The sequence below is a fragment of the Actinomadura sp. NPDC000929 genome (genome assembly GCF_040492065.1).
Classification (GTDB): domain Bacteria; phylum Actinomycetota; class Actinomycetes; order Streptosporangiales; family Streptosporangiaceae; genus Spirillospora; species Spirillospora verrucosospora.
Genome location: NZ_JBEUPA010000044.1, coordinates 1 through 24,377 on the forward strand (window position 1 = coordinate 1; position 24,377 = coordinate 24,377).

A 24,377-nucleotide genomic window follows, 5' to 3' on the forward strand; every position below is an offset into this window, starting at 1 on the left:
CGGCGGCGAGCCGGCGGCCGGGCAGGTCGCAGCGCAGCGTCGCGGGGCCGGCCGGGACGCGGCCCGCGGTGCCGGACGGGAACGCCCAGGCCGGGACGGGCCCGGGGACGGGACGGGGCTGCAGTGCAAGGCCGCTGCTCACGAGGTGCCTCCGTAGGTCAGGGCGGTGCGGGCGCCCGGGGCCAGCCAGCGGCCCGCCATCTCCTTGATCGCGTCTCCGGTGACCGCGGCGGCGCGGCCGGGGGCGGTGAAGACCCGGGCCGGGTCGCCGAACTGCGTCGCGTTCTGCGACAGCGCGTTCGCCAGGCCCGTCACCGTCTCGGTCTGCTCCAGGAAGCCGCGCTCGGCCTGGGCGGTGGCGCGGGCGGTCTCGTCGGCGTCCGGGCCGTGCGCGGCGAACCGTTCGAGCTCCTCGTCCAGCACGGCCGCGATCTTCTCGGGCTCCGGGCCGACGGCGTCCACGATCGCCAGGGACGGGCCGGACGCGAGCCGCGTGACCCCGGCCCACACCTCGGTGGCGATCTGGTCGCGCCGCACCATCCGGTCGTAGAGGCGGGAGCCGGAGCCGCCGCCGAGGATCTCGACCGCGAGCTCGGCGGCCTCGATGTCGTCGCCGCCGTCGGTGGGGAGCGTGAACATCGCGAAGTAGGCGGGGGAGGGCACTTCCTCGTCGAGGGTCTCGCCGCGGACGCCGGTCAGCGGCCCGAGGGCGCCGGGGCGCGCGGCGGGCTGCCGCGGGCCGGCCGGCAGGCCGCCGAAGTAGCGCTCGACCGCCTCCAGCGTCTTCTCCGGGTCGACGTCGCCCACGACGGACAGGACGGCGTTGCCCGGCGCGTACCAGGTGGCGAAGAAGTCGGTGCAGTCGTCGAGGGTGGTGGCGTCCAGGTCTTCCATGGAGCCGATCGGGGTGTGCGCGTAGGGGTGCCCCTCAGGGAACGTCAGCGCGCACAGGCGCTCGAAGGCCGTGCCGTAGGGCTGGTTGTCGTAGCGCTGGCGCCGCTCGTTCTTCACCACGTCGCGCTGGTTGTCGAGGTTGGCCTGGGTCAGCGCGGCGGGGAGGGTGCCCATGCGGTCGGCCTCCAGCCAGAGCGCGAGCTCCAGGTGGCTGACCGGCACCGTCTCGTAGTAGTTCGTGCGCTCGAAGGACGTGCTGGCGTTGAACGCGGCGCCGGCGCTCTCCAGCAGGGCGGCGTGCTCGCCCTCGGCGACGTTCGCCGAGCCCTGGAACATCAGGTGCTCGAAGAGGTGCGCGAGGCCGGTGCGGCCGGCCCGCTCGTGCCGCGAGCCCACCCCGTACCAGATGTTCACGGCGGCCAGTGGTACGACGTGGTCTTCGCAGACCACCACGCGCAGGCCATTGCCGAGCGTGTGCTCATGCAGCGGCTGTTCTGCCACGGAGCGCTCCCGTCCGTTCGATGGGCCGGACAGCACCGCGCGCGCCGGGAGGCGTCCCAGGCGGCGGGCTTGATCTCGGTCTCACCGTACCGGGTGCGCCCGGCGCGGGGAGCGCCGACGGAAACTGTGGATAACCGGCGCCACGGAAAAGGCGCGAGCGCGGCCGGAGCAGGACGGGAGGCGGGGGACGGGTGGCGAGGGGGCAGGGAGCGCCGGGGCTCAGGGCGCCGCGGACTCGTGGGCGGCGATCGCGTCCTCCAGCGACCGGTGCAGGACGAAGATCTTGGTGAGCTGGGTGACGTGGAACACCCGCCGCACCCTGTCGTTGACGCCCATGAACGACATCGAGCCGTCCCGCGCCCGCAGCCGGTGGTAGATCCCGACGAGGACGCCGAGGCCCGTGGAGTCGAGGAACGTCACCTCGCCGAGGTCGATGACCAGGTGCGCGCCGCCGTTGTCGATGATCTCTAGCAGGGCCTCGCGCAGGCGGGGGCTGGTGAAGACGTCGATCTCACCGCTGATCTTGACGACCGTGAGGCCCTTCTCGACGCGATGCTCGACGGCGAAGTCCACCGGTGCTCCTCTCTGCCCCACGCCTCGTCCAACCCTGGAGGAGTTCTAGGGCCTCGTCGGGGGAACTCAATTGTTACCCCGGTCGCGCGTTGTTACGCCCGTTGTTCCGGACGCGTCGCTCAGGAGGACCGGAACAGGGCCCAGACGACCTTGCCGCGGGCGAGGGCGCGCCAGCCCCACCGGACGCTGAACGACTCGACGAGGTGCAGGCCGCGGCCGGTCTCGGCGATGTAGTCGGGCTCCTTGCGGCGGGGCGCGGTCCGGCTCGCGTCAATGATCCCGCAGAGCAGCCACGGCCCCTCGTGCCCGAGGCGCAGCCGGATGGCCGAGGGCGCGGAGCCGAGCGGGTCGGCCGGGTCGCCGTACACGCCCTCGCGGTGCACGTCGTCGCCCGGCCGCCCGCCGGCCGTCTTCCCGCTGTGCCGCAGCGCGTTCGTGACGAGCTCGGAGACGACGAGGCCGACGTCGTCGGCGAGCTCGGCCATGCTCCACTCGGCCAGCCGGGAGATCGCGAAGTGCCGGGCCTCGGTGACCGACTCCGGATCGGGCTCGACGGTGAACGAGACCGTGGACCCCCGCAGTTCCGTCAGCGCCGTGACGGCCCTGTCCAGGCGCGGAGGCAGGTCGAACGCCTCCGGGACGGGCGTCGAGCGCCCAGCCTGGGCCCGTGGGTCGTCCGGCCCCGCGAGAGGGCCGAGCTCCCACCGCGTGTCGTCGTGCGCGTGGCGTGACGTCATTCCACCGGACCCCGCAGAGTGATCTCGTTGTGCAGCCGTGGCTCGGAAGTCTCGTGCGTTATCCTGCGCATCGTAGCGTGCGAATGCAAGGCCCAATGCACGTGCATCCGCATCGCGAGGGTGTGGGGCGACGCGGATCGCATGCGGGAGATCGGAGGTAACCGCGGGACGCTGAGGCCAGTGGCACACTAGGTTCGCTGTCCGCCGAATAGCCGGGAGGTTGGGCGTGACTCCAGAGACGCCGGGAAGCGGGTCGACGGTTCGTCGGATCCTGCTCGGGTCGCAGCTTCGCCGTCTGCGCGAGCAGAAGGGCGTGACCCGTCAGGACGCCGGCTACGTCATCCGCGCGTCGGAGTCGAAGATCAGCCGTCTTGAGCTCGGCAGGGTCAGCTTCAAAGAACGAGACGTGGACGACCTGCTCACGTTGTACGGCGTCGGCGACAAGACGGAACGCGAGGCGCTGCTACAGCTTGCGCGGGAGGCCAACACCCCCGGTTGGTGGCACCGGTACAACGACGTGTTGCCCGGCTGGTTCCAGACCTATGTGGGCCTGGAGGAGTCGGCGGCGTTGATCCGCACATATGAACTGCAGTTCGTCCCGGGACTGCTGCAGTCGGAGGGGTATGCGCGCGCGGTGATTCGCCTGGGCAACGCCGGGGCCGCCGAACACGAGATCGACCAGCGCGTGGAGCTGCGCCTGCAGCGTCAGGAACGCCTCACGGGAGCGGAAGCCCCGCGCCTGTGGGCCGTGGTGGACGAGGGGGCGCTGCGGCGTCCCATCGGCGGGCCGGAGGTGATGCGGGGCCAGTTCGAGCACCTCATCGAGATGTCGAAGCTGCCCAACGTCACCATCCAGATCATGCCGTTCAGGTTCGGAGGCCACGCGGCCGAGGGGGGCGCCTTCACGATCCTGCGTTTTCCCGAGCAGGATCTGCCGGACGTGGTTTACGTCGAGAACCTCACCGGCGCGATGTACCTGGACAAGCGCGACGACGTCGACACCTACCTGCAGGCGATGGAACGCCTGTGTGTCGACAGTGCGACCCCGGAGCGCACCGTCGAGCTTCTCGGTGATCTTCTCAGAGAGACATGATGCTCCAGACCGATTACGACAACGGGATGCCGGCCGCCGAGCTCCTCGGAGCACGATGGCTGAAGTCCCGGCGAAGCAACTCCCAGGGGAACTGTGTGGAAATCGCCGAACTGCCCGACGGGCAGGTCGCGATGCGCAACTCCCGCCATCCCGAGGGCCCGGCCCTCATCTACACCCGCCCCGAGATAGAAGCGCTCATCCTTGGAGCCAAGGACGGCGACTTCGACCATCTCATCGCCTCCCGTAACTGATCCAGCAGCGGCCGGGTCGGCACCGGTGCACCCGAACGTCGACCCGACCTCCGCAGGAGACACAGGCCACCCCAGGCGCGAGGGTGGCCTTGTTCATTCCGGCCCCGGATCTCTCCGTCAGCCGCAGTTGCCGTAGGGGGCGGTACTGCCGTTGCCGCCGAAGCGGACGCACACCCCGGGCGCGCTCACGTACACCGGTCCCGCGTACCAGGCGAACGAACCGCTGTCGCTGACGGCGCCTCCGCCCTTCTTCTGGACCCAGGCGGAGACGGGCGACTTCGTGCCGACGTGCTTCGTCTTGATGGTGACGGCGCAGTTGTACTTGGTCGAGTTGCTGTAGAGCAGGTAGGCGACGCCGCCGGACACCCCCATGGAGCGCAGCACGTAGTACCCGGTGCCCTTGCCGCCGTTGTTGCACGCGGACTGCGGCGTGTACTTGTTGGGCGGCTCCTTGGGCGGCGTCGAAGTGCCCCCGCCGGTGCCTCTCGTGGGGGTCGAGCCGCCGGGCCGCTGCGGCGCACCCGGTTTCGGGGACGCGGTGGGGTTCGCGGGGTTCCCGCTCTTTCCGGGCTTCGGCTGCCCTGGTTTCGTCGTCGTCGGGCTCTGGGGGCGGCCGGCCGCGCCGTTCGCGGAGCCGGAGTCGCCTCCCACGCCGTGGTTCTCGTCGGACGCCGAGACGGGCCGTTCCTTGTCGCCGCTCGGCCTTGTCGCGGCCCACGCGGCGCCGCCCGCGATGACCAGCGCCACTGCCACGGCCGCGGCGATCGGTATGGCGAGGCGTCCGCGTCCCCTGCCGTCCGGCTCATGGCCGTTGGGCGGCGCAGGAAGGCTCGGTGGCGGCATTCCGAGCGCCCCTTGGCCGTAACCCTCCGGGGGAGGCGTCGCATCGGCGTACGGACGCGGCTGCGGGGCCGTCCCTTCGGGGACGCCGGACGGGTCCGTCACGTGCTCGGGAGGCGGCGCAGGGAGGGCCGCGGCGGGCGGGACGGTCACGACGGGCGGGACGGCCTCGGACGCTCCGCTGGTCGCGCCGAGCAGCCGCTCCTGGGCCTCGCGGGCGGTCGGGCGCTGCGCGGAGTCCTTGGCCAGGCACGCGAGGACGAGTTCGCGCATCGGGCTCGGGAGGTCGCCCAGATCCGGTTCGCCCGTCAGGATCCGCTTCATGACCGAGGCCATCTCGTCGTTGCCGAACGCGGGACGTCCCGTCGCGGCGAACGCCATGGTCGTGCCCCAGGCGAACATGTCGGCCGCCGGGCCGACCTGGTCGCCGGTGAAGTGCTCCGGGGCCATGTAGGCGGGAGTGCCGACGTTCTGCGTCTCACCGGCCGCGCCCAGCGCGCGCGCCACGCCGAAGTCGATGACGCGCGGGCCGTCCGGGCCCATCATGACGTTGCGCGGTTTGAAGTCGCGGTGCACGATGCCGGCCTGGTGGATCGCCGTGAGCGCGGTGAGCGTGCCCACCGCCAGCCGCTCCAGCGCGCCGCCCTTGCGCGGGCCCTCCGTCCGCACGACGTGGAAGAGCGACAGGCCGGGCACGTACTCGCTGACGATGTAGGGCTGGTCGCCCGCCACGTCGGCGTCCAGGACCTGCGCGGTGCAGAAGCGCGCGACGCGCTTGGCGACCTCCAGTTCGCGGACGAACCGGGCGCGGGCGGACTCGTCCCCCGCGAGCCTGCCGTGCAGGAGCTTGATCGCGACGTGGTCGTCGGCGCGGACGGCCCGGGCACCGCCCCGCGGGCGCCCCAGGAAGACCGCCCCCTGCCCGCCCTCGCCGAGGCGGCCCAGGATCTCGTATCCGCCCAGCTCGACCGGGTCCCCCGACTCCAGTGGATGGGCGTCCGGCATCGTCCTGTCGGTCACACCACTCGCTCCCCGTTGTTCCGCATCGTCCCGCGATCGTTCCGCAAGACTATGGCCAACGATGGTATGCGCTCGGCAAAGCGGGTGATCAAGCCGTGGTGGCCGCGGCCACTTAATGGGACTATAGTCCGGTTGTACTTCAGGGGAGGAGGCGATGATGGACCGTCGCCCGGCCGGCGCGAGGCGCGTGGATCTGGAACTGATGCGGACCCCGCCGCCCAAGGAGCGCGCCGACGCCGCCCGCAACCGCGTGAAGGTGCTGGACGCCGCCGCCGCGCTGTTCGCCCGGCACGGAGTGGAGGCGGTGTCCATGGACGCCGTCGCCGCCGAGGCGGGCGTCGGCAAGGGCACGCTGTTCCGCCGCTTCGGCGACAAGGCGGGCCTCGCCGTGGCGCTGCTGAACGAACGCGAACGCGCGCTGCAGGACGCGATCCTGTCCGGCCCGCCTCCGCTGGGCCCCGGGGAGGACGGCGCGGTCGTGGCGCCGTCCGAGCGTCTGCACGCCTTCGCCGACGCCTACCTGGACTACGTGCTCGACCATCTGTCGCTGGTGCGCATGTCCGAGACCGCTTCGCCCGGGGCCCGGTACCGGATCGGCGCCTACGGCTTCTGGCACCGGCACCTGACGATCCTGCTCGACCAGCGCGGTGACGCCGTTCCGGACGGTGAGGCCGTCGCGCACGCGCTCCTGGCCGTCCTCGGCGCGGAACACCTCACCGCGATGGTGGAGAGCGTCGGCAGGGAACGCACCCGGGCCACCGTCCACAGATTCTTCGACATGGCTCGCGCCTAGCGGAACGCGAAAGCCCCCGCGGATGCGGGGGCTTTCCCATGCCTGCCCGGAGGTGCGGTCGGGCGCGGAGTGTCAGGCCGGGTCGGGTGTCCGCCGGCGGCGGCGGGTCTCCGCCCGGCCCTCCGCGTTGCCCGGTGGACCCTCCTGGGCATGGTTGCGTTCCAGCTGCGCGGCGACCGCGAGGGCGCGCAGCGACGTGGTTCTCACGCGTTTGCGCTCGCTGGTGGAACGGGTGCGGGGGATGCTGCTGGGCACGGTTCACCTCCGTAGGTCGCTGACATGGGTGCGGCCCGGCCGGCGGGATCGCGCACGGTCGTTGCAACCGCAAGATCCTTCCGGCTATTCCGAGTGATCGTTCCGTTTTGCGACGACCGGATTCAGGGGAAAGATTCCCCTGTTTTCACGTCTCGTACCATCTGTCCCTTTGTTCTCGTTGCCGTGCGGGGCCGTCCGGACCGCTCGACTGGGTAGGTATCCCAGGATCCGGTTCGCCCGCGGGTTCGTCCCGCCATGAGCGGCTCAGCGTGGAGCCCAGGAGGCCGTCGGGCGCGGCCGGACGCGCCCCGAGCCACTCCTGGGAGACACACGTGATCAGTAAGCTGCTCGTCGCCAACCGTGGCGAGATCGCCGTGCGCGCCTTCCGCGCGGCGTACGAACTCGGCATCGCCAGCGTCGCCGTGTACGCGCACGAGGACCGCCTGTCCCTGCACCGGCAGAAGGCGGACGAGGCGTACGAGATCGGGGAGCACGGCCACCCGGTCCGCGCCTACCTGGACGTGGACGGGATCGTGGAGACGGCGCTGCGGGTCGGCGCCGACGCCGTCTACCCGGGCTACGGGTTCCTGTCGGAGAGCCCCGAGCTGGCGGCGGCGTGCGAGCGCAACGGGATCAGGTTCGTCGGCCCGCCGTCGCGGGTGCTGAGCCTGGCGGGCAACAAGATCGAGGCGGTCGCGGCGGCCGGCCGCGCGGGCCTGCCGGTGCTGCGCTCGGCGACGCCGGAGCCGGGACGGGAGCTGGAGGCGGCCGACGAGGTCGGGTTCCCGCTGTTCGTGAAGGCCGCGGCGGGCGGCGGCGGGCGCGGGCTGCGCCGCGTCGACCACCGCGAGGACCTGGAGGCCGCCGTGGACACGGCGCGCCGCGAGGCCGAGAGCGCGTTCGGCGACCCGACGGTGTTCCTGGAGCAGGCGGTGGACCGCCCGCGCCACATCGAGGTGCAGGTCCTCGCGGACGCGGCCGGGCACATCGTCCACCTGCGCGAGCGCGACTGCTCGGTGCAGCGGCGCCACCAGAAGGTCGTCGAGATCGCGCCCGCCCCCGGGCTGGACCCGGAGACCACCCGGCGGCTCTGCGACGACGCGGTCCGCTTCGCCCGGGAGATCGGGTACGAGAACGCGGGGACGGTCGAGTTCCTCGTGGACGACCGCGGCGAGCACGTCTTCATCGAGATGAACCCCCGCATCCAGGTCGAGCACACCGTCACCGAAGAGGTCACGGGCGTCGACCTGGTGCAGAGCCAGCTGCGCATCGCGGGCGGCGAGACGCTGGCCGACCTCGGCATCGCGCAGGACGAGGTCGGCGTGAGCGGGTTCGCCGTGCAGTGCCGCATCACGACCGAGGACCCGGCGAACGGGTTCCGTCCCGACACGGGGAAGATCTCGGCGTACCGGTCCCCGGGCGGCGCCGGCGTGCGGCTCGACACGGGAACGGCCTACGGGGGCGCGATCGTGTCGCCGCACTTCGACTCGCTGCTGGTGAAGCTGACGTGCCGAGGCCGGACGTTCGAGGACGCGGTACGGCGGGCGCGCCGGGCCGTCGCCGAGTTCCGCATCAGGGGCGTCGCGTCCAACATCCCGTTCCTGCAGGCGCTGCTGGACGAGCCCGACTTCCGCGCGGGCGGCGTCACCACGTCCTACATCGCCGACCACCCCGAGCTGCTCACGGCCCGTTCCAGCGGCGACCGCGCGACGCGGCTCGTCCGCTACCTGGCGGACGTCACGGTCAACAAGCCGCACGGTGAAGCCCCCACCGACCTGGATCCGGCGACGAAGCTGCCGCCGCTCGACCTCGACGGGCCCTTCCCCGAGGGGTCGCGCGACCGGTTGCTGGCGCTCGGCGCGCGCGCGTTCGCCGAGCAGCTACGGAACCAGGACGCCTTGGCCGTCACCGACACGACGTTCCGCGATGCACACCAGTCGCTCCTCGCTACGCGAGTACGTACGTATGACCTGCTGTCTGCCGCGCCCTATCTCGCTCGGATGACGCCGCAGCTTCTCTCGATCGAGGCGTGGGGCGGGGCAACGTACGACGTCGCGCTCCGCTTCCTGGGAGAGTCGCCCTGGGACAGGCTGGCCGCGATCCGCGAGGCGGCGCCCAACCTGTGCATCCAGATGCTTCTGCGTGGCCGCAACACCGTCGGCTACACGCCGTATCCCGACTCGGTGGCTCGGGCCTTCGTCAAGGAGGCGGCCAGTACGGGAGTCGACATCTTCCGTGTGTTCGACGCCCTGAACGACGTGGACCGCATGCGCCCGGCCATCGACGCGGCCCTCCAGACCCACGCGCTTGTGGAAGGCACGCTCTGCTACACCGGCGACCTGTCCTCCCCGGACGAACGGCTCTACACGCTCGACTACTACCTGCGGCTGGCGGAGGAACTCGTCAACGCGGGAGTCCACATCCTCTGCGTCAAGGACATGGCCGGCCTGCTCAGGGCGCCCGCCGCGCGCACCCTCGTCAGGGCCCTCCGCGAGCGGTTCGACCTGCCCGTTCACCTGCACACCCACGACACGGCCGGCGGGCAGATCGGCACCTACATCGCCGCCATCGAGGCGGGCGTCGACGCCGTCGACGGCGCCGCCGCGCCGCTCTCGGGCACCACGAGCCAGCCGCCGCTCCAGGCGATCGTGGCCGCGACCGACTTCACCGAGCACGCCACCGGCCTCGACCTGGACGCGCTCACCGCCATGGAGCCGTACTGGGAGGCCGTCCGGAAGCTCTACGCGCCGTTCGAGATGGGACTTCCCTCTCCGACCGGGCGCGTCTACGGGCACGAGATCCCGGGCGGGCAGCTGTCCAACCTGCGGCAGCAGGCCGTCGCCCTCGGCCTCGGCGACCGCTTCGAGGAGATCGAGCGCCTCTACGCGGCCGCCGACGCCATCCTCGGGCGGCTCGTGAAGGTCACCCCGTCCAGCAAGGTCGTCGGCGACCTGGCCCTGCACCTCGTCGCGGCGGGCGCCGACCCGGACGACTTCGCCGAGAACCCGGACCGCTACGACATCCCGGACAGCGTCATCGGGTTCCTGAACGGCGAACTGGGCGATCCGCCCGGCGGCTGGCCCGAGCCGTTCCGCACCAAGGCCCTCGCAGGACGCCGGTACACGCCCGCCCGGGCCGAGCTGGACGGCGCCGAAGAGAAGGCTCTGGCCGGCCCAGACGTTCGCGACACGCTCGACCGCCTGCTCTTCCCGGGCCCTGCGAAGGACTACCGCGAAGCCCGCGCCGCCTACGGGGACCTCTCCGTCCTGCCGACCGGCCCGTTCCTCTACGGGCTCCGGGCGGGGCACGAGGTGGCGTTCGACCTCGAACCCGGCGTCCGCGTCCTGGCCGGGCTGGAGGCCGTCGGCGACGTCGACGAGGCCGGGGTCCGGCAGGTCATCTGCTCGGTGAACGGCCAGCTCCGGACACTCTCCGTCCGCGACAAGTCCGTCAAGTCCGATGCGCCGCCGGTCGAGCGGGCCGACCCCGCCGAGCCCGGCCACGTCGCCGCCCCGTTCGACGGCTCGGTGACGCTGCGGGTGGCCAAGGGCGACGAGGTCGCCGCGGGAGACGTGGTCGCCACCATCGAGGCCATGAAGATGGAGGCCGCCATCACCGCCCCGGTCGCGGGCGCCGTCGCCCGGCTGGCCGTCCCGGAGGCGACGCCCGTCCAGGCCGGCGACCTCCTCCTGGTCATCCAGGACGGCGCCTAGGGCGCCTTCCGTCCTCCGGGGGCCGGACGCGTCGCGTAGCTCCCCAGGGACGGTTCGAGCAGGTCGAAGGCGGTCTTCGCGGACTCCGCGAGGGCCGCCTCGATCTCCTCGCGGGTCTCGCCCCGCACGTTGCGGCGCAGGGCCTCCTGGAACAGGACGCGGTGGACGCCGCCGAGCTGCGCGGCGACGAGGCGGGGCAGGACGTCGTCCGGGCCCGCGCCGGTCTCCTCGGCGAGGACGGCGGCGAGAGCCTCCTCCCGTTCCTCGTGGAACTCGCGGAGCCGCGCCACCAGCGCCGGGCTCTCGGCGACCATCCGGGCGAACGGGGGGCCGGAGAAACCGATCACGGCGTCCTGCCGCCGGACGGCCTCCAGGAACCCCCGGCGCAACGCGGCCAGCGCGGACTCGCCCGGCGCCCGCTCGGCGACCGTGCGCGCCAGGGAGGCCACGAACACCTCGTGCAGGTCGAGCGCCAGGTCCTCCTTGCGGGGGAAGTAGTTGGTGACGGTCATCTTCGCCACCTGGGCCGCCGCCGCGACGTCGGCGATGGTCACCCGGTCGAAGCCGTGCCGCAGGAACAGGCGGGTCGCGTGGTTCGAAATGCTCTGGCGCGTCTGCTGCTTCTTCATCTCCCGCAGTCCCATGCCGCCATCCTCTCATAATCCGACCTAAGTTCGTTCCCGACATAAGCTTAGGTCGGATCTAAGTTTGGCTCGCGAGCCTGACGGGTACCGAGATCGGGTGACCGTTCCCTCCCGGCCGCCGGACGAGCAAAGGACACAGCCCTGAACGCCAGCCACGCGCCGAGCGCATCCCCCCGCTCCACCGTGAACCTCGTCGACCCGATGAAGGACTACCTGTCCCGCATCGGGCGCACCGCGCTGCTCACCGCCGAGCAGGAGGTCGACCTGGCCAAGCGCATCGAGGCCGGCCTGTTCGCCCGAGAGCGCCTCATGACCCTGGGCGACGAACTGAGCCTCCAGGACAAGCAGGACCTGGAGTGGATCGCCGCCGACGGCGTCCGCGCCAAGGAGCACATGGTCGAGGCCAACCTGCGCCTCGTCGTGTCGCTCGCCAAGCGCTACATGGGCCACGGCCTCCCGTTGAACGACCTCGTGCAGGAGGGCAACCTCGGCCTGATCCGCGCCGTGGAGAAGTTCGAGTACCGCCGCGGCCTGAAGTTCTCCACCTACGCCGTCTGGTGGATCAAGCAGGCGATCAGCCGCGCGCTGGCCGACCAGAGCCGCACCATCCGCATCCCCGTGCACGTCGTCGAGGTGCTCAACCGGATGACGCGGGTCCGGCGGCGGATGATGCAGGACCTCGGCCGCGAGCCGACCTCGCAGGAACTGGCCGTCGAGCTCGACGTCACGCCCGAGAAGGTCGAGTGGCTGCGGCGGCAGGCCCGCGAGCCGCTGTCCCTGCACACCCCGCTCGGCGAGGACGGCGACGGCGAGCTCGCCGACGTCATCGAGGACCCCGAGGGCGGCGACCCCGCCGACGTCGTGGCGACCTCGATGCTGCGCGGGCGCCTCGACGCCGTCCTGGAGACCCTCACCGAGCGCGAGGCCGGCGTGATCTCGCTACGGTTCGGGCTGTCGGGCGGCGAGCCGAAGACCCTGGAGGAGGTCGGCAAGGTCTACGGGGTGACGCGCGAGCGCATCCGGCAGATCGAGTCCAAGGGCATGCACAAGCTGCGCCACCCCTCCCGCCGCGAGACCCTCGCGGACCTGCTCGGCTGAGCCGCCGGCCGGGCCGGCGCCGGGGAGGCCCGCGGCGCCCGCGCGCCCGCCCGGGCGTCAGGCCGTGGAGTCGCGGCCTCCGGCGAGCCGCCGGGCGAGTTCGTCGCGCTCCCGGGTGAGTTCGGCGACCTCGTGCTGGAGTTCGAAGATGCGCCGGATGGCGGGCAGCGTCATGCCCTCGCCCATCATCGACACGACCTCCTGGATGCGGCCGATCTCGTGGCGGCTGTAGCGGCGCTGGCCGCCGGTCGAGCGCTGGGGGGAGACGACCCGGTGGTCGTCGATGCGGCGCAGGAACGCCTGCTGGACGTCCAGCATCTGCGCCACCTGTCCCACCGTGAACAGCGCGGCGTGCTCGTCGTCGAACGGCAGGTTCATGGGGGGCCTCCTCGGCGCCGTCGCGGTACCGGCGAACCGCCGGACGATGCGGGCGGCCCCGGTCGGCACGGCCTTCGACGAGCCGCGCCGGCCGGGGCCGCCCGGACGTCGCGCGTCAGCTCCTGATCGCCTTCTGGCCGGCGCCGGACTGCTGGACGGCCACCTTCCGCGGCCGCGCCCGCTCCAGCACCGGGATGCGGACGGCGAGGACGCCGTTCTCGTAGGCGGCCTCGATCGCTTCGGCGTCCAGGTGCTCCGACAGGTAGACCCGGCGGGTGAAGGAGCCCATGGTGCGCTCGCGGACGAAGACGCGCTCCTCCTCGCCGAACTCCTCCTCGCGCCGCGCGGTCACCGAGAGCACGCCGCGGTCGACGGTCACCTCGATGGAGCCGGGGTCGACCCCCGGCAGATCGAACCGCAGGACGACGTCGTCCGCGCGGCGGACGCCGTCCATCGCCATGGCGGCGCCGTTTCCCTGGCCGGCCGCCTGGCGGACCGCGCGGTCGAACTGACGCTCGAACTCCTGCACGAACGGGTCGATCGACGTCAGCAACACGGACATCACCTCCGAAGACCTCGGCGCCTGGCGTGCGCCGATTACCTGTTCCTCGTACAAGAGGAAACCTGCAACTCCAGTTATAGGAAACCGGGAAGCCGATGTCAAGCCCCGGCGTCGCGGCCGTCCAGTCCCGGGTGTCGTGAGCGACCCGTTTTGGTGGCTCTGGGACCGCTTCCACCCTCGGGATGAGAGAGTGGATGATCTAGAAAAGCCCCCTCGGGGGCGCGGTCGGCGCGGAAAGACAGGGATGATGGCCAGAGGGCTGGGACGGCTGGCGAGGCGCGGCGTCGCCAGGGGAGCGGCCGCGGGTGCGGCGCTCGTTCTGACGTTGGCGACGGCCCAGGTCGCGGCGGCGGCCGGGCCGGACGTGGGCCCGTCCGTGATCGCCGCGGCGCAGCCGCCCACCGTCCCGTTCGATCCCGCCAAGCTCCGGGCCACCCTGGACGCCACGCACGACGCCGGGATGTACGGGCTGTTCTCCGAGGTCCGGGACGGCCGCACGGCGTGGGACGGCGCGGCCGGCGTCGCGGACGTGCGCACGGGGCGCCGGGTCACCCCGGGCATGCGCCAGCGGGTCGGCAGCATCACCAAGTCGTTCGTCGCCACCGCGATCCTCCAGCAGGTCGAGCGGGGCCGCGTCGACCTCGACGCCCCGGTCGGCCGCTACCTGCCCGGCCTCATCCCGGGGCGCCCCGGCGAGCAGACGACCGTGCGGATGCTGCTCGACCACACCAGCGGCATCGGCGACTACGTCGCCCCGGCGTTCCCCTCGCTGCGGGAGCTCTCGGCCGACAGCCTGGACGAGTACCGGTTCCGCGACGTCCCGCCCGAGCAGCTCATCGCCTGGGGGCTGCGGGCGCCGCGCACGGGAGAGCCGGGCGAGCGCTGGTCGTACTCCAACACCAACTACGTCATCGCCGGGAGACTCCTGGAGAAGGTGACCGGGACCAGGGCGGAGGAGTACATCACCCGGAACGTCATCCGCAAGGCCGGGCTGAAGCACACCTACTTCCCGTCCTCGCCCTGGATCGCGGGCCCGCACCCGCGGATGTACGAGTCGCTGTACCAGCACGTGACGCCGCCCCGCGACTACAGCACCTTCGACATGAGCTGGGCCTGGACGGCGGGCGCGCTCGTCTCCACCATGGACGACCTCAACCGCTTCTACCGCAGGCTCCTCACCGGCGACCTCATCGGGCCGGACGCTCTGGCGCAGATGCGGCGGACCGTCCCGGTGAAGGACGCGGACGGCAACGTCCTGATGAACTACGGCCTCGGGCTCTACTCCCTCGACCTACCGTGCGGGACGTTCTGGGGCCACGACGGCGCGGTCTTCGGCGCCGGAACCCAGTCCCTGTCCTCCGCCGGGGGCGAGCGGCAGATCTCGCTGGCCTTCAACCTGATGAAGTACCAGCAGCTCAGCGCCGGCGGCACGCCCGTCCCCCACCCCATCGACAACGCGCTGGCCGCGCACGTGGTGGAGGCCCTGTGCGGCAGCCGCCCCGCGACCGGCACGGTCCGTCCCGCCGCGCAGGTGCGGCTGCTGCCGCTCCAGGCCCTGCGCGCCGCCGGGTGAGACGCGGCCGGTCGCCGGAAACTCAGACCAGGTCGGACGGGTCGGTGTTGGCGCCGCACAGCACGACCACGACGCGCTCCCCGGGGGACGGCCGGTAGGCGCCGCCGCGCAGCGCGGCCACGGCGGCGGCCGTGCCGTGCTCGACGACCATGCGGTACTCCTGCCACACGAACCGGCGGGCCTCGATGATCGCCTCGTCGGTGACCAGGACGGGACGCACCCCGGCACGGGAGGCGACCGCGAACGCGATCTCGCCGGCCCGGGTCGCGCCGAGGGAGTCGGCGGCGATCCCCGACACCTCCACGTCCACGGGGCGTCCGGCGTGCAGGGCGCGTTCGAGGGTCGGGATCGTCGCGGGCTCGACGCCGACGACGCGCGCCCGCCCTTCGAGCGCGGCGGCGACGCCCGCCATCAGCCCTCCGCCGCCGACCGCCAGCAGGACCGTGTCGACCTCGCCGCCGGTCTGCTCCAGCATCTCCAGGCCGAGCGTGCCCTGGCCCGCGCACACCTCCGGCAGGTCGTAGGCGTGGCAGAACAGCGCGCCGGTGTCGGCGGCGCGCTTGGTCGCGGCGTCCTGCGCCTCGGCGTACCGGGTGCCCACCTGCACGACCGCGGCGCCGAGGGCCCGCAGCCGCGCGACCTTCACCGCGGGCGCCGTCTCCGGCACGTACACCTCGGCCGGGACGCCCGCCCGCGCCGCCGCGTACGCGAAGGCCAGCCCGGCGTTCCCGCCTGAGGCCGCGACGACTCCCGTCTCGGGAAGCCGCCCCTCCTCCCGCGCCGCCAGGATGTGGTTGAACGCACCGCGCGCCTTGAACGACCCCGTGTGCTGCGTCAGTTCGAGCTTCAGCCACATCCGCGCGGCGGGCGCGAGCGGCCCCGGCTCGACCTCGACCATCGGCGTGCGGCGGACATGTCCCGCGACACGCTCCGCGGCGGCCTGGACGTGCGAGCGATCGATCACCGGTTTCCCCTCCGCGTCATCAGCACCCAACGCCAGTTTGGGACATGACACCCGATCACGCCACCCGCCCCCCTGACAACCACCCCCAAGCCCCCCGGCAAGGGCTGCTGACCGTCGTCCTCCGCTCCGCTCCGGACGCCGGTCAGTTTTCCTTTGGGGGGCGACCCCCCAAGCCCCCCGGCAAGGGCTGCTGACCGTCGTCCTCCGCTCCGCTCCGGACGCCGGTCAGCACACGGTGCGAGGTCGGTCAGCGGCCGGGGCGAGTCTCTTCATCGGCGCGGGACGCAGGTCCCGCCGGACTAGGGAGGTCTCCATGAAGAACGTCCTCATCTCGGGTGCGAGCATCGGCGGTCCCGCGCTGGCGTACTGGCTGCGGCGGTACGGGTTCGGCGTGACGGTCGTGGAGGTGTCGCCCGGGCCGCGGGCCGGCGGGCAGGCGATCGACGTGCGCGGGCCGGCGCTGGAGGTCGCCGAGCGGATGGGCGTCCTCGACCGGATCCGCGAGCGGCGCGTCGAGATGCGCGGCATGTCCATGGTGGACGGGGACGGCAAGGAGCTGTACCGCAGCGAGGACTACACGATCACCGGGGGCGACCTGAGCAGCGCAGACGTGGAGATCCTGCGCGACGACCTGTCCGCGATCCTGGTGGACGCGGCGGGCGACGGCGTCGAGTACCTGTACGGCGACTCGATCGCCGGGGTGGAGCAGGACGACGACGGCGTGCGGGTGATCTTCCAGAGCGGGCTGATCCGCACGTTCGACCTGGTCGTCGGCGCGGACGGCGCGCATTCCACCACGCGCCGGCTGGTGTTCGGGCCGGAGAAGGACTACCTCACCCACCTCGGCACCTACCTGTCGGTGTGGACGGCCCCGAACTTCCTCGGCCTGGACCGCTGGCAGGTGTTCCACCAGGTGCCGGGCAGCAGTTGGGGCGGCGGCGTGATGAGCGTGCGCGGCAACGAGGAGGTCCGCGTCTACCTGGGGTTCGAGTCCGAGCGGCCGATCGAGTACGACCACCGCGACACCGCCGCGCAGAAGAAGATCATGGCGGACGCGCTGGCCGGCGGCGGCTGGGTGGTGCCCGAGCTGCTGGAGACGATGTGGGACGCGCCCGACTTCCACTTCGACTCGATGGCGCAGATCCACATGGACTCCTGGTCGAAGGGGCGGGTCGTCCTGCTCGGGGACGCGGGCTACTGCGGGTCGCCGCTGTCCGGGCAGGGCACGAGCATGGCCATCGTCGGCGCGTACGTGCTGGCCGGGGAGCTGAAGGCGGCGGGCGGCGACCACCGCGCCGCGTTCGCGAACTACGAGAAGGAGCTGCGCGGGTACGTCGCCGCGAACCAGGAACTGGCGCTGACCAACAAGGCGCGGGTGGACGCGCAGCGCGACGCCGAGACGGGCGCCGGGACCGAGGTCGTCGACTTCCAGGACTTCGGGGAGATCGTCGGCTCGTTCACGGTGCGGGACTACTGAGCGCGGCGGCGCGGTCCAGCAGGACCCGGCGTTCGGGCGCGTTGCGGGTGAGCTCCGCGGCGCGCTCGAACTGCTCCCGGGCCTCGTCCCGGCGGCCGAGGCGGGCGAGCAGGTCGCCGCGGACGCTCGGCAGCAGGTGGTAGCCGCGCAGGGCGGGCTCGTCCACCAGCACGTCGGCGAGCTCCAGGCCCTTCTCGGGACCGTGGGCCATGCCGACCGCCACGGCGCGGTTCAGCTCCACCACGGGGGACGGCGCGACGCGGGCGAGGATCTCGTAGAGGGAGGCGATCTGCGCCCAGTCGGTGTCCTCGGCGGAGGGCGCCTGCGCGTGGCAGGCGGCGATCGCGGCCTGCAGGACGTACGGGCCGGGCGGCTCGCCGATCCTCTTCGCGCGCAGCAGCGCCTCGAACCCGCGGGTGATGAGGAGCCGGTCCCACTTGCCGCGGTCCTGCGCCGCCAGCGGGACGGGCTCCCCGGACGGGCCGGTGCGCGCCCGGGTGCGGGACGCCTGGATCTCCATCAGCGCCGCGAGCCCGTGCACCTCGGGCTCGCCGGGGGCCAGCGCCGCGAGGACGCGGCCGAGGCGCAGCGCCTCGCGGCACAGGTCCGTCCGCACCCAGGCGTCGCCCGCGCTGGCGGCGTACCCCTCGTTGAAGACGAGGTAGACGACCTCCAGCACGGACGCCAGCCGGGCCGCGCGGTCGGGGCCCTGCGGCACCTCGAACGGGACGTTCGCCTCCGAGAGCGTCCGCTTGGCCCGGACGATCCGCTGCGCCACGGTCGCCTCGGGGACGAGGAACGCGTGCGCGATCTCCTCGGTGGTGAGGCCGCCGAGCATGCGCAGCGTCAGCGCGACCCGCGCCTGCGCGGACAGCACGGGGTGGCAGGCCGTGAAGATCAGCCGGAGGACGTCGTCCTCGATGTGGTCGTCGTCCGGAACGTCGAACTCGTCGGGCGGCGCCTGGGTCTCCAGGTCGCGGCCCATCTCCTCGATCTTGTCGTCGAGCCGCCGCAGCCGCCGGATCCGGTCGATCGCGCGGCGCTTGCCGACGGCCATGAGCCAGGCGCCCGGGTTATCCGGGACGCCCGACTCCGGCCACTGTTCGAGCGCGGCGACCAGCGCGTCCTGCGCGAGTTCCTCGGCGAGCCCGATGTCGTGCACCATGCGGGCGAGACCGGCGATGATGCGCGCGGCCTCCAGCCGCCACACCGCGTCGACGGTCGCGTGCACGCTCGTGCCCCGTGCGGGCGCCTTCCGCGCCCCGGGCTCGTCCGATGCCGTCACGCTGCCGATGAGAGCACCCGCACCGGCCGCCGCGCAACCTCGGCGGACGCCCCGGCCCGGCCGGGCGCCCGCCGGGCGCGAGCCTCACTGGCCGGGGAGGTCCTCCGGCCCGAACACCTGCTGGATGACGCCCTCGCCGTCGCCGATGATCGCCCAGAAGCGCTTGGACAGCTCGATGGCCTCCTCGCGGCTGCCCACCTCGATCAGCGCGAACCCGACGACCGTCTCCTTCGCCTCGGCGAACGGGCCGTCGAGGACGGTGACCTTGCCGCCGGACGACGTGATCCGGGTGCCGCCGGGCTCCAGCCCGCCGGTCGCGAGCAGCACCCCGCTCCGGGACATCTCCTCGATGAACCGGCCCATCTCGGTCTGCAGCTTCTCGTCCGGCGGCGCGGCGGGCGCAGAACCGTCGTCCGTCGTCATCAACAGGAACCGCATGTCGTCTCCTCTGCTCACCGGCCCGGTCCTTCCCGGTCCGTCACGAACGCGTCGAAGAACGTGTGACCGGATCGACATCCTGGCCGAGATCTTCTGGATTTTTTTCGTGCTCCGTATCGTGCCAGGTCACGGCGCTCTTGAGCCGGACGCTCCCGTACATTCCCCGAGATGACCACCAAAGAGGACATTCCGGACTAGTGGGCAAGTGACTCTCCAACGAGTAACTTCATCCGGTGGAAAGTTTTTCCGCACGTCGAGGAGGGCGTCCCATGGGAGTTCCGGCACCGGTGACCGGTGGGCCGTCCGCGCCGCGTGCCGGAGGTCCGGCGCCGCACGGGCGGTGCCGCGCCGCGGGGCGCGGGGCCTCGTGAGCGCCGCGGAACCGGAGGGCGACCGCGCCCGCGTCGCCCAGGACCACCGGGAGGCGGGCCCGACGGTGCTGCGCCTGCTGGTCGGCGCCCAGCTGCGCCGCTACCGGGAGGCCGCCGGCCTGTCCACCGAGGCCGCCGGGTACGAGATCCGCGGCTCGCATTCCAAGATCAGCCGGATGGAGCTCGGCCGGGTCGGCTACAAGGAGCGCGACGTCGCCGACCTGCTGACCCTCTACGGCGTGACCGACCCGTCGCTGCGCGAGCCGCTGCTGGAACTGGCCGAGCACGCCAACGCGCCGGGCTGGTGGCAGCCGTTCGGCGACGTGGTCCCGTCCTGGTTCGAGCCCTACCTCGGACTGGAGCAGGGTGCGGTGCTCGTCCGCGTGTACGAGGTCCAGAACGTCCCGGAACTGCTGCAGACCAGGGACTACGCCCGCGCCCTGATCGCGGCCCGCCACCCGGAGGCGGGGCCCGAGGAGATCGAGCGGCGGGTGGAGCTGCGGATGCGGCGCCGCCGCGTGTTCGAGCGCCCGGACCCGCTGCGGCTGTGGGCGGTGCTGGACGAGGCGGCGCTGCGCCGGACGGTCGGCGGCCGCGCCACGATGCGCGCCCAGATCGAGCACCTGATCGAGATGGCGGAGCGGCCGAACGTCACCGTGCAGATCGCCCCCTTCGCCTCGGGCGGGCCCGCGACGGAGAGCGGCCCGATGACGCTGCTGCGGTTCGCCGAGCCCGAGCTGCCCGACGTGGTCTACCTGGAGCAGCTCACCTGCGCGCTCTACCCGGACCGGGCGTCCGACATCGCCCGCTACCGCGACGCCCTGGACCGTGTCGGCGTCCAGGCCGAGCCCCCGGACCGCACCCGCGCGATCCTCCGGGCGGCCCTGGCCCGGTTCGGCGTTCCGCCGCGCCGGGCCGCCGGGTGACCGCTCGCTACCGCGCGCTGGGGACGTAGGTGGCGATGATGACGCCGGTCTTGAAGACCTCGGTGCCGGCCAGCTCGAACGCGGCCGAGAACTCGTCGGCGTTGAGCAGCTCGCCGGTCTCGCGGGCGCCGACGAGCACCGGGTGGATCCACAGGCGCAGCTCGTCCAGCAGGCCGTGCTCGACGAGCGTCCGGGACACCGGGCCGAAGCCGTACTGCAGGATGTCCTGACCGTCCTGCTCCTTCAGCTTGGCGATCTCCGTGACGGCCTCCGCCCGCGGGATCGCCGTCGTGTCGCCCCAGCCGGGCTTGCGGAGGGAGTCGGACACGACGTAGTGGGGCAGGCTGTTCATCCGGACGCCGAAGTCGCCGGTCGCCTCCTCCATGGCCGGCCACGCCTGGGAGAAGCCGTCGAACGTCTTGCGTCCCATCAGGATGGCGTCGCAGGAGAACAGCAGTTCCCTGGCGTAGGCGGCGGCCTCGTCCTGGAAGTAGGCCGAGGTCCAGTTCTGCGGGTTCTCGATGACGCCGTCGAGCGACACGTACGTCGAGTTGATGATCTTGCGCATGGTCTCCTCCGTCGGGTTGATCGTTCGCCTTCCGGCGCCGTGTGACCACTGTGCGCGGGACCGTTTACCGGATCCTTACGCTTCCTTTCCGGCGGCCGCCCGGACGCGCCGGAGAACGAGTTCGCATTAGGGTCGGAAGATGCGTTTCGGGCTGCTCGGACCGCTCGCGGTCTGGACCGACGACGGCGGGCTCGTCCCCGTGCCGGGGCTGAAGGTGCGGGCGCTGCTGGCGGACCTGCTCGTGCACGAGGGCCGTCCGGTCCCCGCCGACCGGCTGGTCGACGACCTGTGGGGCGACGCGCCGCCCGGGAACCCGATGGGCGCGCTGTCGGCGAAGGTGTCGCAGCTGCGCCGCGTCCTGGAGGACGCCGAGCCGGGCGCGCGGGCCCTGGTGGAGTCGCGCCCGGCCGGGTACCTGCTGGCCGCCGCCCCCGAGCGGGTCGACGCCCGGTCCTTCCAGGCGCTGGTCGAGCGGGCGCGCGGCGCGGCGGAGCCGAAGGAGAGGGCGGCGCTGCTGGCGGAGGCGCTCGGACGGTGGCGCGGCCCCGCGCTGGCCGACTTCCGCGACGAGGAGTTCACCCGCGCGGCGGTGGCGAGGCTCGAGGAACTGCGGCTGACCGCGCTGGAGGAGCACGCCGAGGTGCGGCTGGCGCTCGGCGAGCACGGCGCCCTGGCGGGCGAGCTCGGCGGCGCCGTCGAGGAGCACCCGCTGCGCGAGCGGCTGAGGGCCGCGCACATGCGGGCCCTCTACGGGGCCGGACGGCAGAACGAGGCGCTGGAGTGCTTCGAGAGGTACCGGGTGCTGCTCGCCGACGAGCTGGGCCTGGACCCGGGCTCCGAGCTGGCCGAGCTCCAGCGGGCCATCCTGCGGCAGGACCCCGCCCTGGGCGGGCCCGCCGCCCCGGAGCCGCCGCGCCCGCGTTCGAACCTGCCCGCCCCGCCGACCGAGCTGATCGGGCGGGACGGCGCCGTCCGGGAGATCCGGGCCCGGATCGGCACCGACCGGCTGGTCACGCTGACCGGCCCGGGCGGGGTCGGCAAGACGCGCCTGGCGATCGAGACGGCGGCCGGGCTCGCGGACAGGTTCGGCGACGGCGTGTGGATGGCGGAGCTGGCGGCCCTGGAGCGCTCGACCGTGCCCGACCTCGCGGAGGTCGTGACGGCGATCCTCGACATCCGGGACGCGCCCGGCGAGCCCGCGGCGGCGCTCGACCGGCTGGCGGCGGCGCTCGGCGCCCGGCGGCTGCTGCTCGTCCTGGACAACTGCGAGCACGTGGTCGAGCAGGCCGCCGAGCTGGCGGACCGGCTGCTGCGCGGGGTGCCCGGGGTGCGGGTGCTGGCGACGAGCCGGGAGCCGCTCGGCCTGCCGGGCGAGGTCGTGTGGGCCGTTCCGCCGCTGGACGTGCCGGGCCGCGGCGACGACCCGGCGGCGTCGAGCGCGGTCCGGCTGTTCGCGGAGCGGGCGCGGGCGGCGTCGCGGGGCTTCCGGCTGGACGGGGACACGGCCGGCCCGGTCGGGGAGCTGTGCCGCAGGCTGGACGGCATCCCGCTCGCCCTCGAACTCGCCGCGACCCGGGTGCGGACGCTCGGCGTCGAGGGGCTCGTCGAACGGATCGACGACCGGTTCCGGCTGCTGTCGTCCGGGCACCGCGGCGCCCCGGCCCGGCAGCGCACCCTCACCGCGGTGATCGACTGGAGCTGGGACCTGCTGACCGGGCCGGAGCGCGCGGTGCTGGGCCGGCTGTCGGTGCACGCCGACGGCTGCACCGCCGACTCGGCCGAGGCGGTGTGCGCGGGCGGGGAGGTCCCGGACGCGGAGGTCCTCGACGTCCTGGTGCGGCTGGTCGACCGCTCGCTCGTCGTGATGACGGAGCGTCCCGGCGAGGGCCCCCGGTACCGGCTGCTGGAGTCGGTCGCCGCCTACGCGGCCGAGCGGCTGGCGGAGGCGGGGGAGACGCGGCGCGCCGAGGCCGCGCACAGCGCCCACCACCTGGCCCTGGCCGAGCGCGCGGCGGGCGGCCTCACCGGGCCCGACCAGGCGCGCTGGCTGGCGAGGCTGGACGTCGAGTCGGCGAACCTGCGGGCCGCGCTCGACGCCGCCGGGTCGGCGGACGAGGCGTTGCGGCTGGTCAACGCGCTCGCCTGGTACTGGTTCCTGCGCGGGCGGCTGACCGAGGCGCTGCGGTCGCTGGAGGCGGCCCTCGCCCGGGACGGCGGATCGCCGGACGTCCGGGCCCGCGCGCTGGTGTGGCGGGCGGGGCTGGCCGTGCTCAAGGGCGCCCCCGGCGACTGGAAGGCCCGCCGCGACGAGGCCCTCGCGCTCGTGGACGCCACCGGCGACGACCGCCTGAAGGCGTGGGCGCGCTGGTTCCTGACGTTCGCCCGGGCCGAGCTGGACGACACCGGCGAGGGCGCCGCGCGGCTGGAGGAGGCGCTCACGGGGTTCCGCGCGTGCGGCGACCGGTGGGGCGAGGCGGCGGCGCTCGTCCAGCGCGCCATGCACGCCCACGCGCGCGGCGAGCCCGCCGCGCTGGAGCGCGACGCCGAACGGGCCGCCGTGCTGTTCGACGAGGTCGGCGACCGCTGGGGACGGCTCCAGGCGGTGGAGTGGCTCGGCGGGCTGGCGGAGCTGACCGGCGACTACGACCGGGCCGAGCGGCTCCATCACGACGCGCAGCGCATCGCCGAGGAGCTGCGGTTGTGGCCGGACGTCGCCATGCGGATGGCGTGGCGCGGCTGGATCGCCTACCTGCGCCGCGACCAGGCGTCCGCGCGGCGGCTGTTCGGGCGGGCGCGGCGGGTCGCGGCGGAGCAGGGGTTCGCGCCCGCGGCCATGTTCGCCGACATCGGCCTCGGGCTGGCGGCGGAACGCGAGGAGCGGCTGGAGGACGCCGAGGACCGGATGCGGCCCCTGCTGGCGGCGGCGTCGCCGGAGGAGTTCCCGCCCCTGTACCTGCCGATGATCCAGACCGGGCTGGGCCGCGTGGCGGAGGCGCGGGGCGACGCGGCGTCCGCCGTCCGGTACCAGCGGGACGCGCTGGCCGTCGCGATCAGGTTGGAGGCGCCACGCGACCTGGCGGGCGCCCTGGAGGGGCTGGCCGGCGCGCTGGCCATGGCGGGGCGGCACCGGGACGCGGCGCAGGCCCTCGGGAAGGCGGCGGCGATCCGGGAGGCCGCCGGCGTGCCGCCCGCCCCCGTCGAGCAGGACGACATCGACCGGGCCGCCGCGCGGCTCGGGGACGCGGCCGGCCCGGACGCGCTCGCCGCGGGGGCGGGCCTCGATCCGGCGGAGATCCTGCGCCGTGCGGAGACCGTCCCTCCGGAGGGCGCGTCCGTATGGGCCGGCCGGTAGGGCGCGGGCGGACCGGCAGGGCGAGGCGGCAGGGCCTCCTGGGGACGCGCTTGCCTGGGTGATTCGCCCTA

General features: G+C 73.3%; 21 protein-coding genes. 9 read left to right on the forward strand and 12 right to left on the reverse strand.

Translation table 11 applies throughout. The annotated features are described in order from the left end of the window. Positions 1-138: 138 nt before the first annotated feature. The 3 genes from ABWI04_RS17900 to ABWI04_RS17910 form a co-directional block, all read right to left on the reverse strand. Positions 139-1,395: a M16 family metallopeptidase gene (locus tag ABWI04_RS17900; protein ID WP_345173327.1), complete on the reverse strand. Its 1,257-nt coding sequence runs from the start codon at positions 1,393-1,395 to the stop codon at positions 139-141. Between the two features lie 219 nt (positions 1,396-1,614). After that, positions 1,615-1,968 (reverse strand): STAS domain-containing protein, encoded by a 354-nt coding sequence (locus ABWI04_RS17905; protein WP_353833104.1) that lies wholly within the window; start codon positions 1,966-1,968, stop codon positions 1,615-1,617. A 119-nt stretch (positions 1,969-2,087) separates the two neighbouring features. After that, positions 2,088-2,705: an ATP-binding protein gene (locus ABWI04_RS17910; RefSeq protein ID WP_345173328.1), complete on the reverse strand. Its 618-nt coding sequence runs from the start codon at positions 2,703-2,705 to the stop codon at positions 2,088-2,090. 226 nt (positions 2,706-2,931) lie between these two features. On the opposite strand from ABWI04_RS17910, the gene ABWI04_RS17915 reads away from it, so the two are divergent. Together ABWI04_RS17915 and ABWI04_RS17920 are read left to right on the forward strand one after the other, a co-directional pair. Next, the gene (locus tag ABWI04_RS17915) at positions 2,932-3,798 is read left to right on the forward strand and encodes a Sco1979 family transcriptional regulator (RefSeq protein ID WP_179844140.1); all 867 of its coding nucleotides are present in this window, start codon (positions 2,932-2,934) and stop codon (positions 3,796-3,798) included. Continuing rightward, complete coding sequence (locus ABWI04_RS17920) at positions 3,798-4,049, forward strand: DUF397 domain-containing protein (RefSeq protein ID WP_185035161.1); 252 nt, start codon at positions 3,798-3,800, stop codon at positions 4,047-4,049. The genes ABWI04_RS17915 and ABWI04_RS17920 overlap by 1 nt, the downstream gene beginning before the upstream one ends. Before the next feature lie 117 nt (positions 4,050-4,166). Here ABWI04_RS17920 and ABWI04_RS17925 read toward each other — a convergent pair whose 3' ends face one another. Further along, positions 4,167-5,909 (reverse strand): serine/threonine protein kinase, encoded by a 1,743-nt coding sequence (locus tag ABWI04_RS17925; RefSeq protein WP_353833105.1) that lies wholly within the window; start codon positions 5,907-5,909, stop codon positions 4,167-4,169. A gap of 154 nt (positions 5,910-6,063) precedes the next feature. Between ABWI04_RS17925 and ABWI04_RS17930 the strand changes: the two genes are divergently transcribed. After that, a complete protein-coding gene (locus tag ABWI04_RS17930; RefSeq protein WP_345173333.1) occupies positions 6,064-6,702 on the forward strand; it encodes a TetR/AcrR family transcriptional regulator in 639 nt (212 codons plus the stop codon). Positions 6,703-6,774: 72 nt separating this feature from the next. Here the strand turns inward: ABWI04_RS17930 and ABWI04_RS17935 are convergent, their stop codons facing one another. Continuing rightward, positions 6,775-6,957 carry a hypothetical protein gene (locus ABWI04_RS17935; RefSeq protein WP_345173334.1) on the reverse strand — a complete coding sequence of 61 codons (183 nt, stop codon included), beginning with the start codon at positions 6,955-6,957 and terminating at the stop codon, positions 6,775-6,777. 332 nt (positions 6,958-7,289) lie between these two features. Here ABWI04_RS17935 and ABWI04_RS17940 point away from each other — a divergent pair, with 332 nt between their 5' ends. Further along, a complete protein-coding gene (locus tag ABWI04_RS17940; protein WP_353833106.1) occupies positions 7,290-10,670 on the forward strand; it encodes a pyruvate carboxylase in 3,381 nt (1,126 codons plus the stop codon). On the opposite strand, the gene ABWI04_RS17945 is transcribed toward ABWI04_RS17940, so the two are convergent. Beyond that, a complete protein-coding gene (locus tag ABWI04_RS17945) occupies positions 10,667-11,314 on the reverse strand; it encodes a TetR/AcrR family transcriptional regulator (RefSeq protein ID WP_345173337.1) in 648 nt (215 codons plus the stop codon). The two genes, ABWI04_RS17940 and ABWI04_RS17945, sit on opposite strands and share 4 nt — an antisense overlap. A gap of 183 nt (positions 11,315-11,497) precedes the next feature. Between ABWI04_RS17945 and ABWI04_RS17950 the strand changes: the two genes are divergently transcribed. Continuing rightward, positions 11,498-12,412: an RNA polymerase sigma factor gene (locus ABWI04_RS17950; protein ID WP_378188456.1), complete on the forward strand. Its 915-nt coding sequence runs from the start codon at positions 11,498-11,500 to the stop codon at positions 12,410-12,412. A 57-nt stretch (positions 12,413-12,469) separates the two neighbouring features. Here ABWI04_RS17950 and ABWI04_RS17955 read toward each other — a convergent pair whose 3' ends face one another. Next, on the reverse strand, positions 12,470-12,790 hold the full coding sequence (locus ABWI04_RS17955; RefSeq protein ID WP_345173339.1) for a MerR family transcriptional regulator: 321 nt from the start codon (positions 12,788-12,790) through the stop codon (positions 12,470-12,472). 115 nt (positions 12,791-12,905) lie between these two features. Beyond that, positions 12,906-13,346 carry an Hsp20/alpha crystallin family protein gene (locus ABWI04_RS17960; RefSeq protein WP_345173340.1) on the reverse strand — a complete coding sequence of 147 codons (441 nt, stop codon included), beginning with the start codon at positions 13,344-13,346 and terminating at the stop codon, positions 12,906-12,908. A 250-nt stretch (positions 13,347-13,596) separates the two neighbouring features. Between ABWI04_RS17960 and ABWI04_RS17965 the strand changes: the two genes are divergently transcribed. Next, a complete protein-coding gene (locus ABWI04_RS17965; RefSeq protein ID WP_345173342.1) occupies positions 13,597-14,925 on the forward strand; it encodes a serine hydrolase domain-containing protein in 1,329 nt (442 codons plus the stop codon). A gap of 22 nt (positions 14,926-14,947) precedes the next feature. Here the strand turns inward: ABWI04_RS17965 and ABWI04_RS17970 are convergent, their stop codons facing one another. Next, complete coding sequence (locus tag ABWI04_RS17970; RefSeq protein WP_353833107.1) at positions 14,948-15,889, reverse strand: threonine/serine dehydratase; 942 nt, start codon at positions 15,887-15,889, stop codon at positions 14,948-14,950. A gap of 313 nt (positions 15,890-16,202) precedes the next feature. Here ABWI04_RS17970 and ABWI04_RS17975 point away from each other — a divergent pair, with 313 nt between their 5' ends. Further along, positions 16,203-17,366 carry an FAD-dependent monooxygenase gene (locus ABWI04_RS17975; protein WP_345173345.1) on the forward strand — a complete coding sequence of 388 codons (1,164 nt, stop codon included), beginning with the start codon at positions 16,203-16,205 and terminating at the stop codon, positions 17,364-17,366. Here ABWI04_RS17975 and ABWI04_RS17980 read toward each other — a convergent pair. Both ABWI04_RS17980 and ABWI04_RS17985 read right to left on the reverse strand, forming a co-directional pair. After that, positions 17,347-18,651, reverse strand: a complete 1,305-nt coding sequence (locus ABWI04_RS17980; RefSeq protein WP_449718088.1) for an RNA polymerase sigma factor — start codon at positions 18,649-18,651, stop codon at positions 17,347-17,349. The two genes, ABWI04_RS17975 and ABWI04_RS17980, sit on opposite strands and share 20 nt — an antisense overlap. An 84-nt stretch (positions 18,652-18,735) precedes the next feature. Continuing rightward, the gene (locus tag ABWI04_RS17985; RefSeq protein ID WP_353833108.1) at positions 18,736-19,089 is read right to left on the reverse strand and encodes a YciI family protein; all 354 of its coding nucleotides are present in this window, start codon (positions 19,087-19,089) and stop codon (positions 18,736-18,738) included. 367 nt (positions 19,090-19,456) lie between these two features. Here ABWI04_RS17985 and ABWI04_RS17990 point away from each other — a divergent pair, with 367 nt between their 5' ends. Beyond that, positions 19,457-20,386 (forward strand): Sco1979 family transcriptional regulator, encoded by a 930-nt coding sequence (locus tag ABWI04_RS17990; protein ID WP_345173348.1) that lies wholly within the window; start codon positions 19,457-19,459, stop codon positions 20,384-20,386. A 7-nt stretch (positions 20,387-20,393) separates the two neighbouring features. Here the strand turns inward: ABWI04_RS17990 and ABWI04_RS17995 are convergent, their stop codons facing one another. After that, on the reverse strand, positions 20,394-20,954 hold the full coding sequence (locus tag ABWI04_RS17995) for a dihydrofolate reductase family protein (RefSeq protein WP_345173349.1): 561 nt from the start codon (positions 20,952-20,954) through the stop codon (positions 20,394-20,396). A gap of 139 nt (positions 20,955-21,093) precedes the next feature. On the opposite strand from ABWI04_RS17995, the gene ABWI04_RS18000 reads away from it, so the two are divergent. Next, positions 21,094-24,306 (forward strand): AfsR/SARP family transcriptional regulator, encoded by a 3,213-nt coding sequence (locus ABWI04_RS18000; protein WP_353833109.1) that lies wholly within the window; start codon positions 21,094-21,096, stop codon positions 24,304-24,306. The last annotated feature ends 71 nt before the right edge of the window (positions 24,307-24,377 follow it).

Excerpts from the sequence above, each read along its gene's own strand:
- ABWI04_RS17975 (WP_345173345.1), top strand. The coding sequence starts at position 16,203 with ATGAAGAACGTCCTCATCTCGGGTGCGAGCATCGGCGGTCCCGCGCTG.
- ABWI04_RS17910 (WP_345173328.1), bottom strand. The coding sequence starts at position 2,705 with ATGACGTCACGCCACGCGCACGACGACACGCGGTGGGAGCTCGGCCCT.
- ABWI04_RS18000 (WP_353833109.1), top strand. The coding sequence starts at position 21,094 with ATGCGTTTCGGGCTGCTCGGACCGCTCGCGGTCTGGACCGACGACGGC.
- ABWI04_RS17985 (WP_353833108.1), bottom strand. The coding sequence starts at position 19,089 with ATGCGGTTCCTGTTGATGACGACGGACGACGGTTCTGCGCCCGCCGCG.
- ABWI04_RS17920 (WP_185035161.1), top strand. The coding sequence starts at position 3,798 with ATGCTCCAGACCGATTACGACAACGGGATGCCGGCCGCCGAGCTCCTC.
- ABWI04_RS17995 (WP_345173349.1), bottom strand. The coding sequence starts at position 20,954 with ATGCGCAAGATCATCAACTCGACGTACGTGTCGCTCGACGGCGTCATC.
- ABWI04_RS17930 (WP_345173333.1), top strand. The coding sequence starts at position 6,064 with ATGATGGACCGTCGCCCGGCCGGCGCGAGGCGCGTGGATCTGGAACTG.
- ABWI04_RS17945 (WP_345173337.1), bottom strand. The coding sequence starts at position 11,314 with ATGGGACTGCGGGAGATGAAGAAGCAGCAGACGCGCCAGAGCATTTCG.
- ABWI04_RS17955 (WP_345173339.1), bottom strand. The coding sequence starts at position 12,790 with ATGAACCTGCCGTTCGACGACGAGCACGCCGCGCTGTTCACGGTGGGA.
- ABWI04_RS17965 (WP_345173342.1), top strand. The coding sequence starts at position 13,597 with ATGATGGCCAGAGGGCTGGGACGGCTGGCGAGGCGCGGCGTCGCCAGG.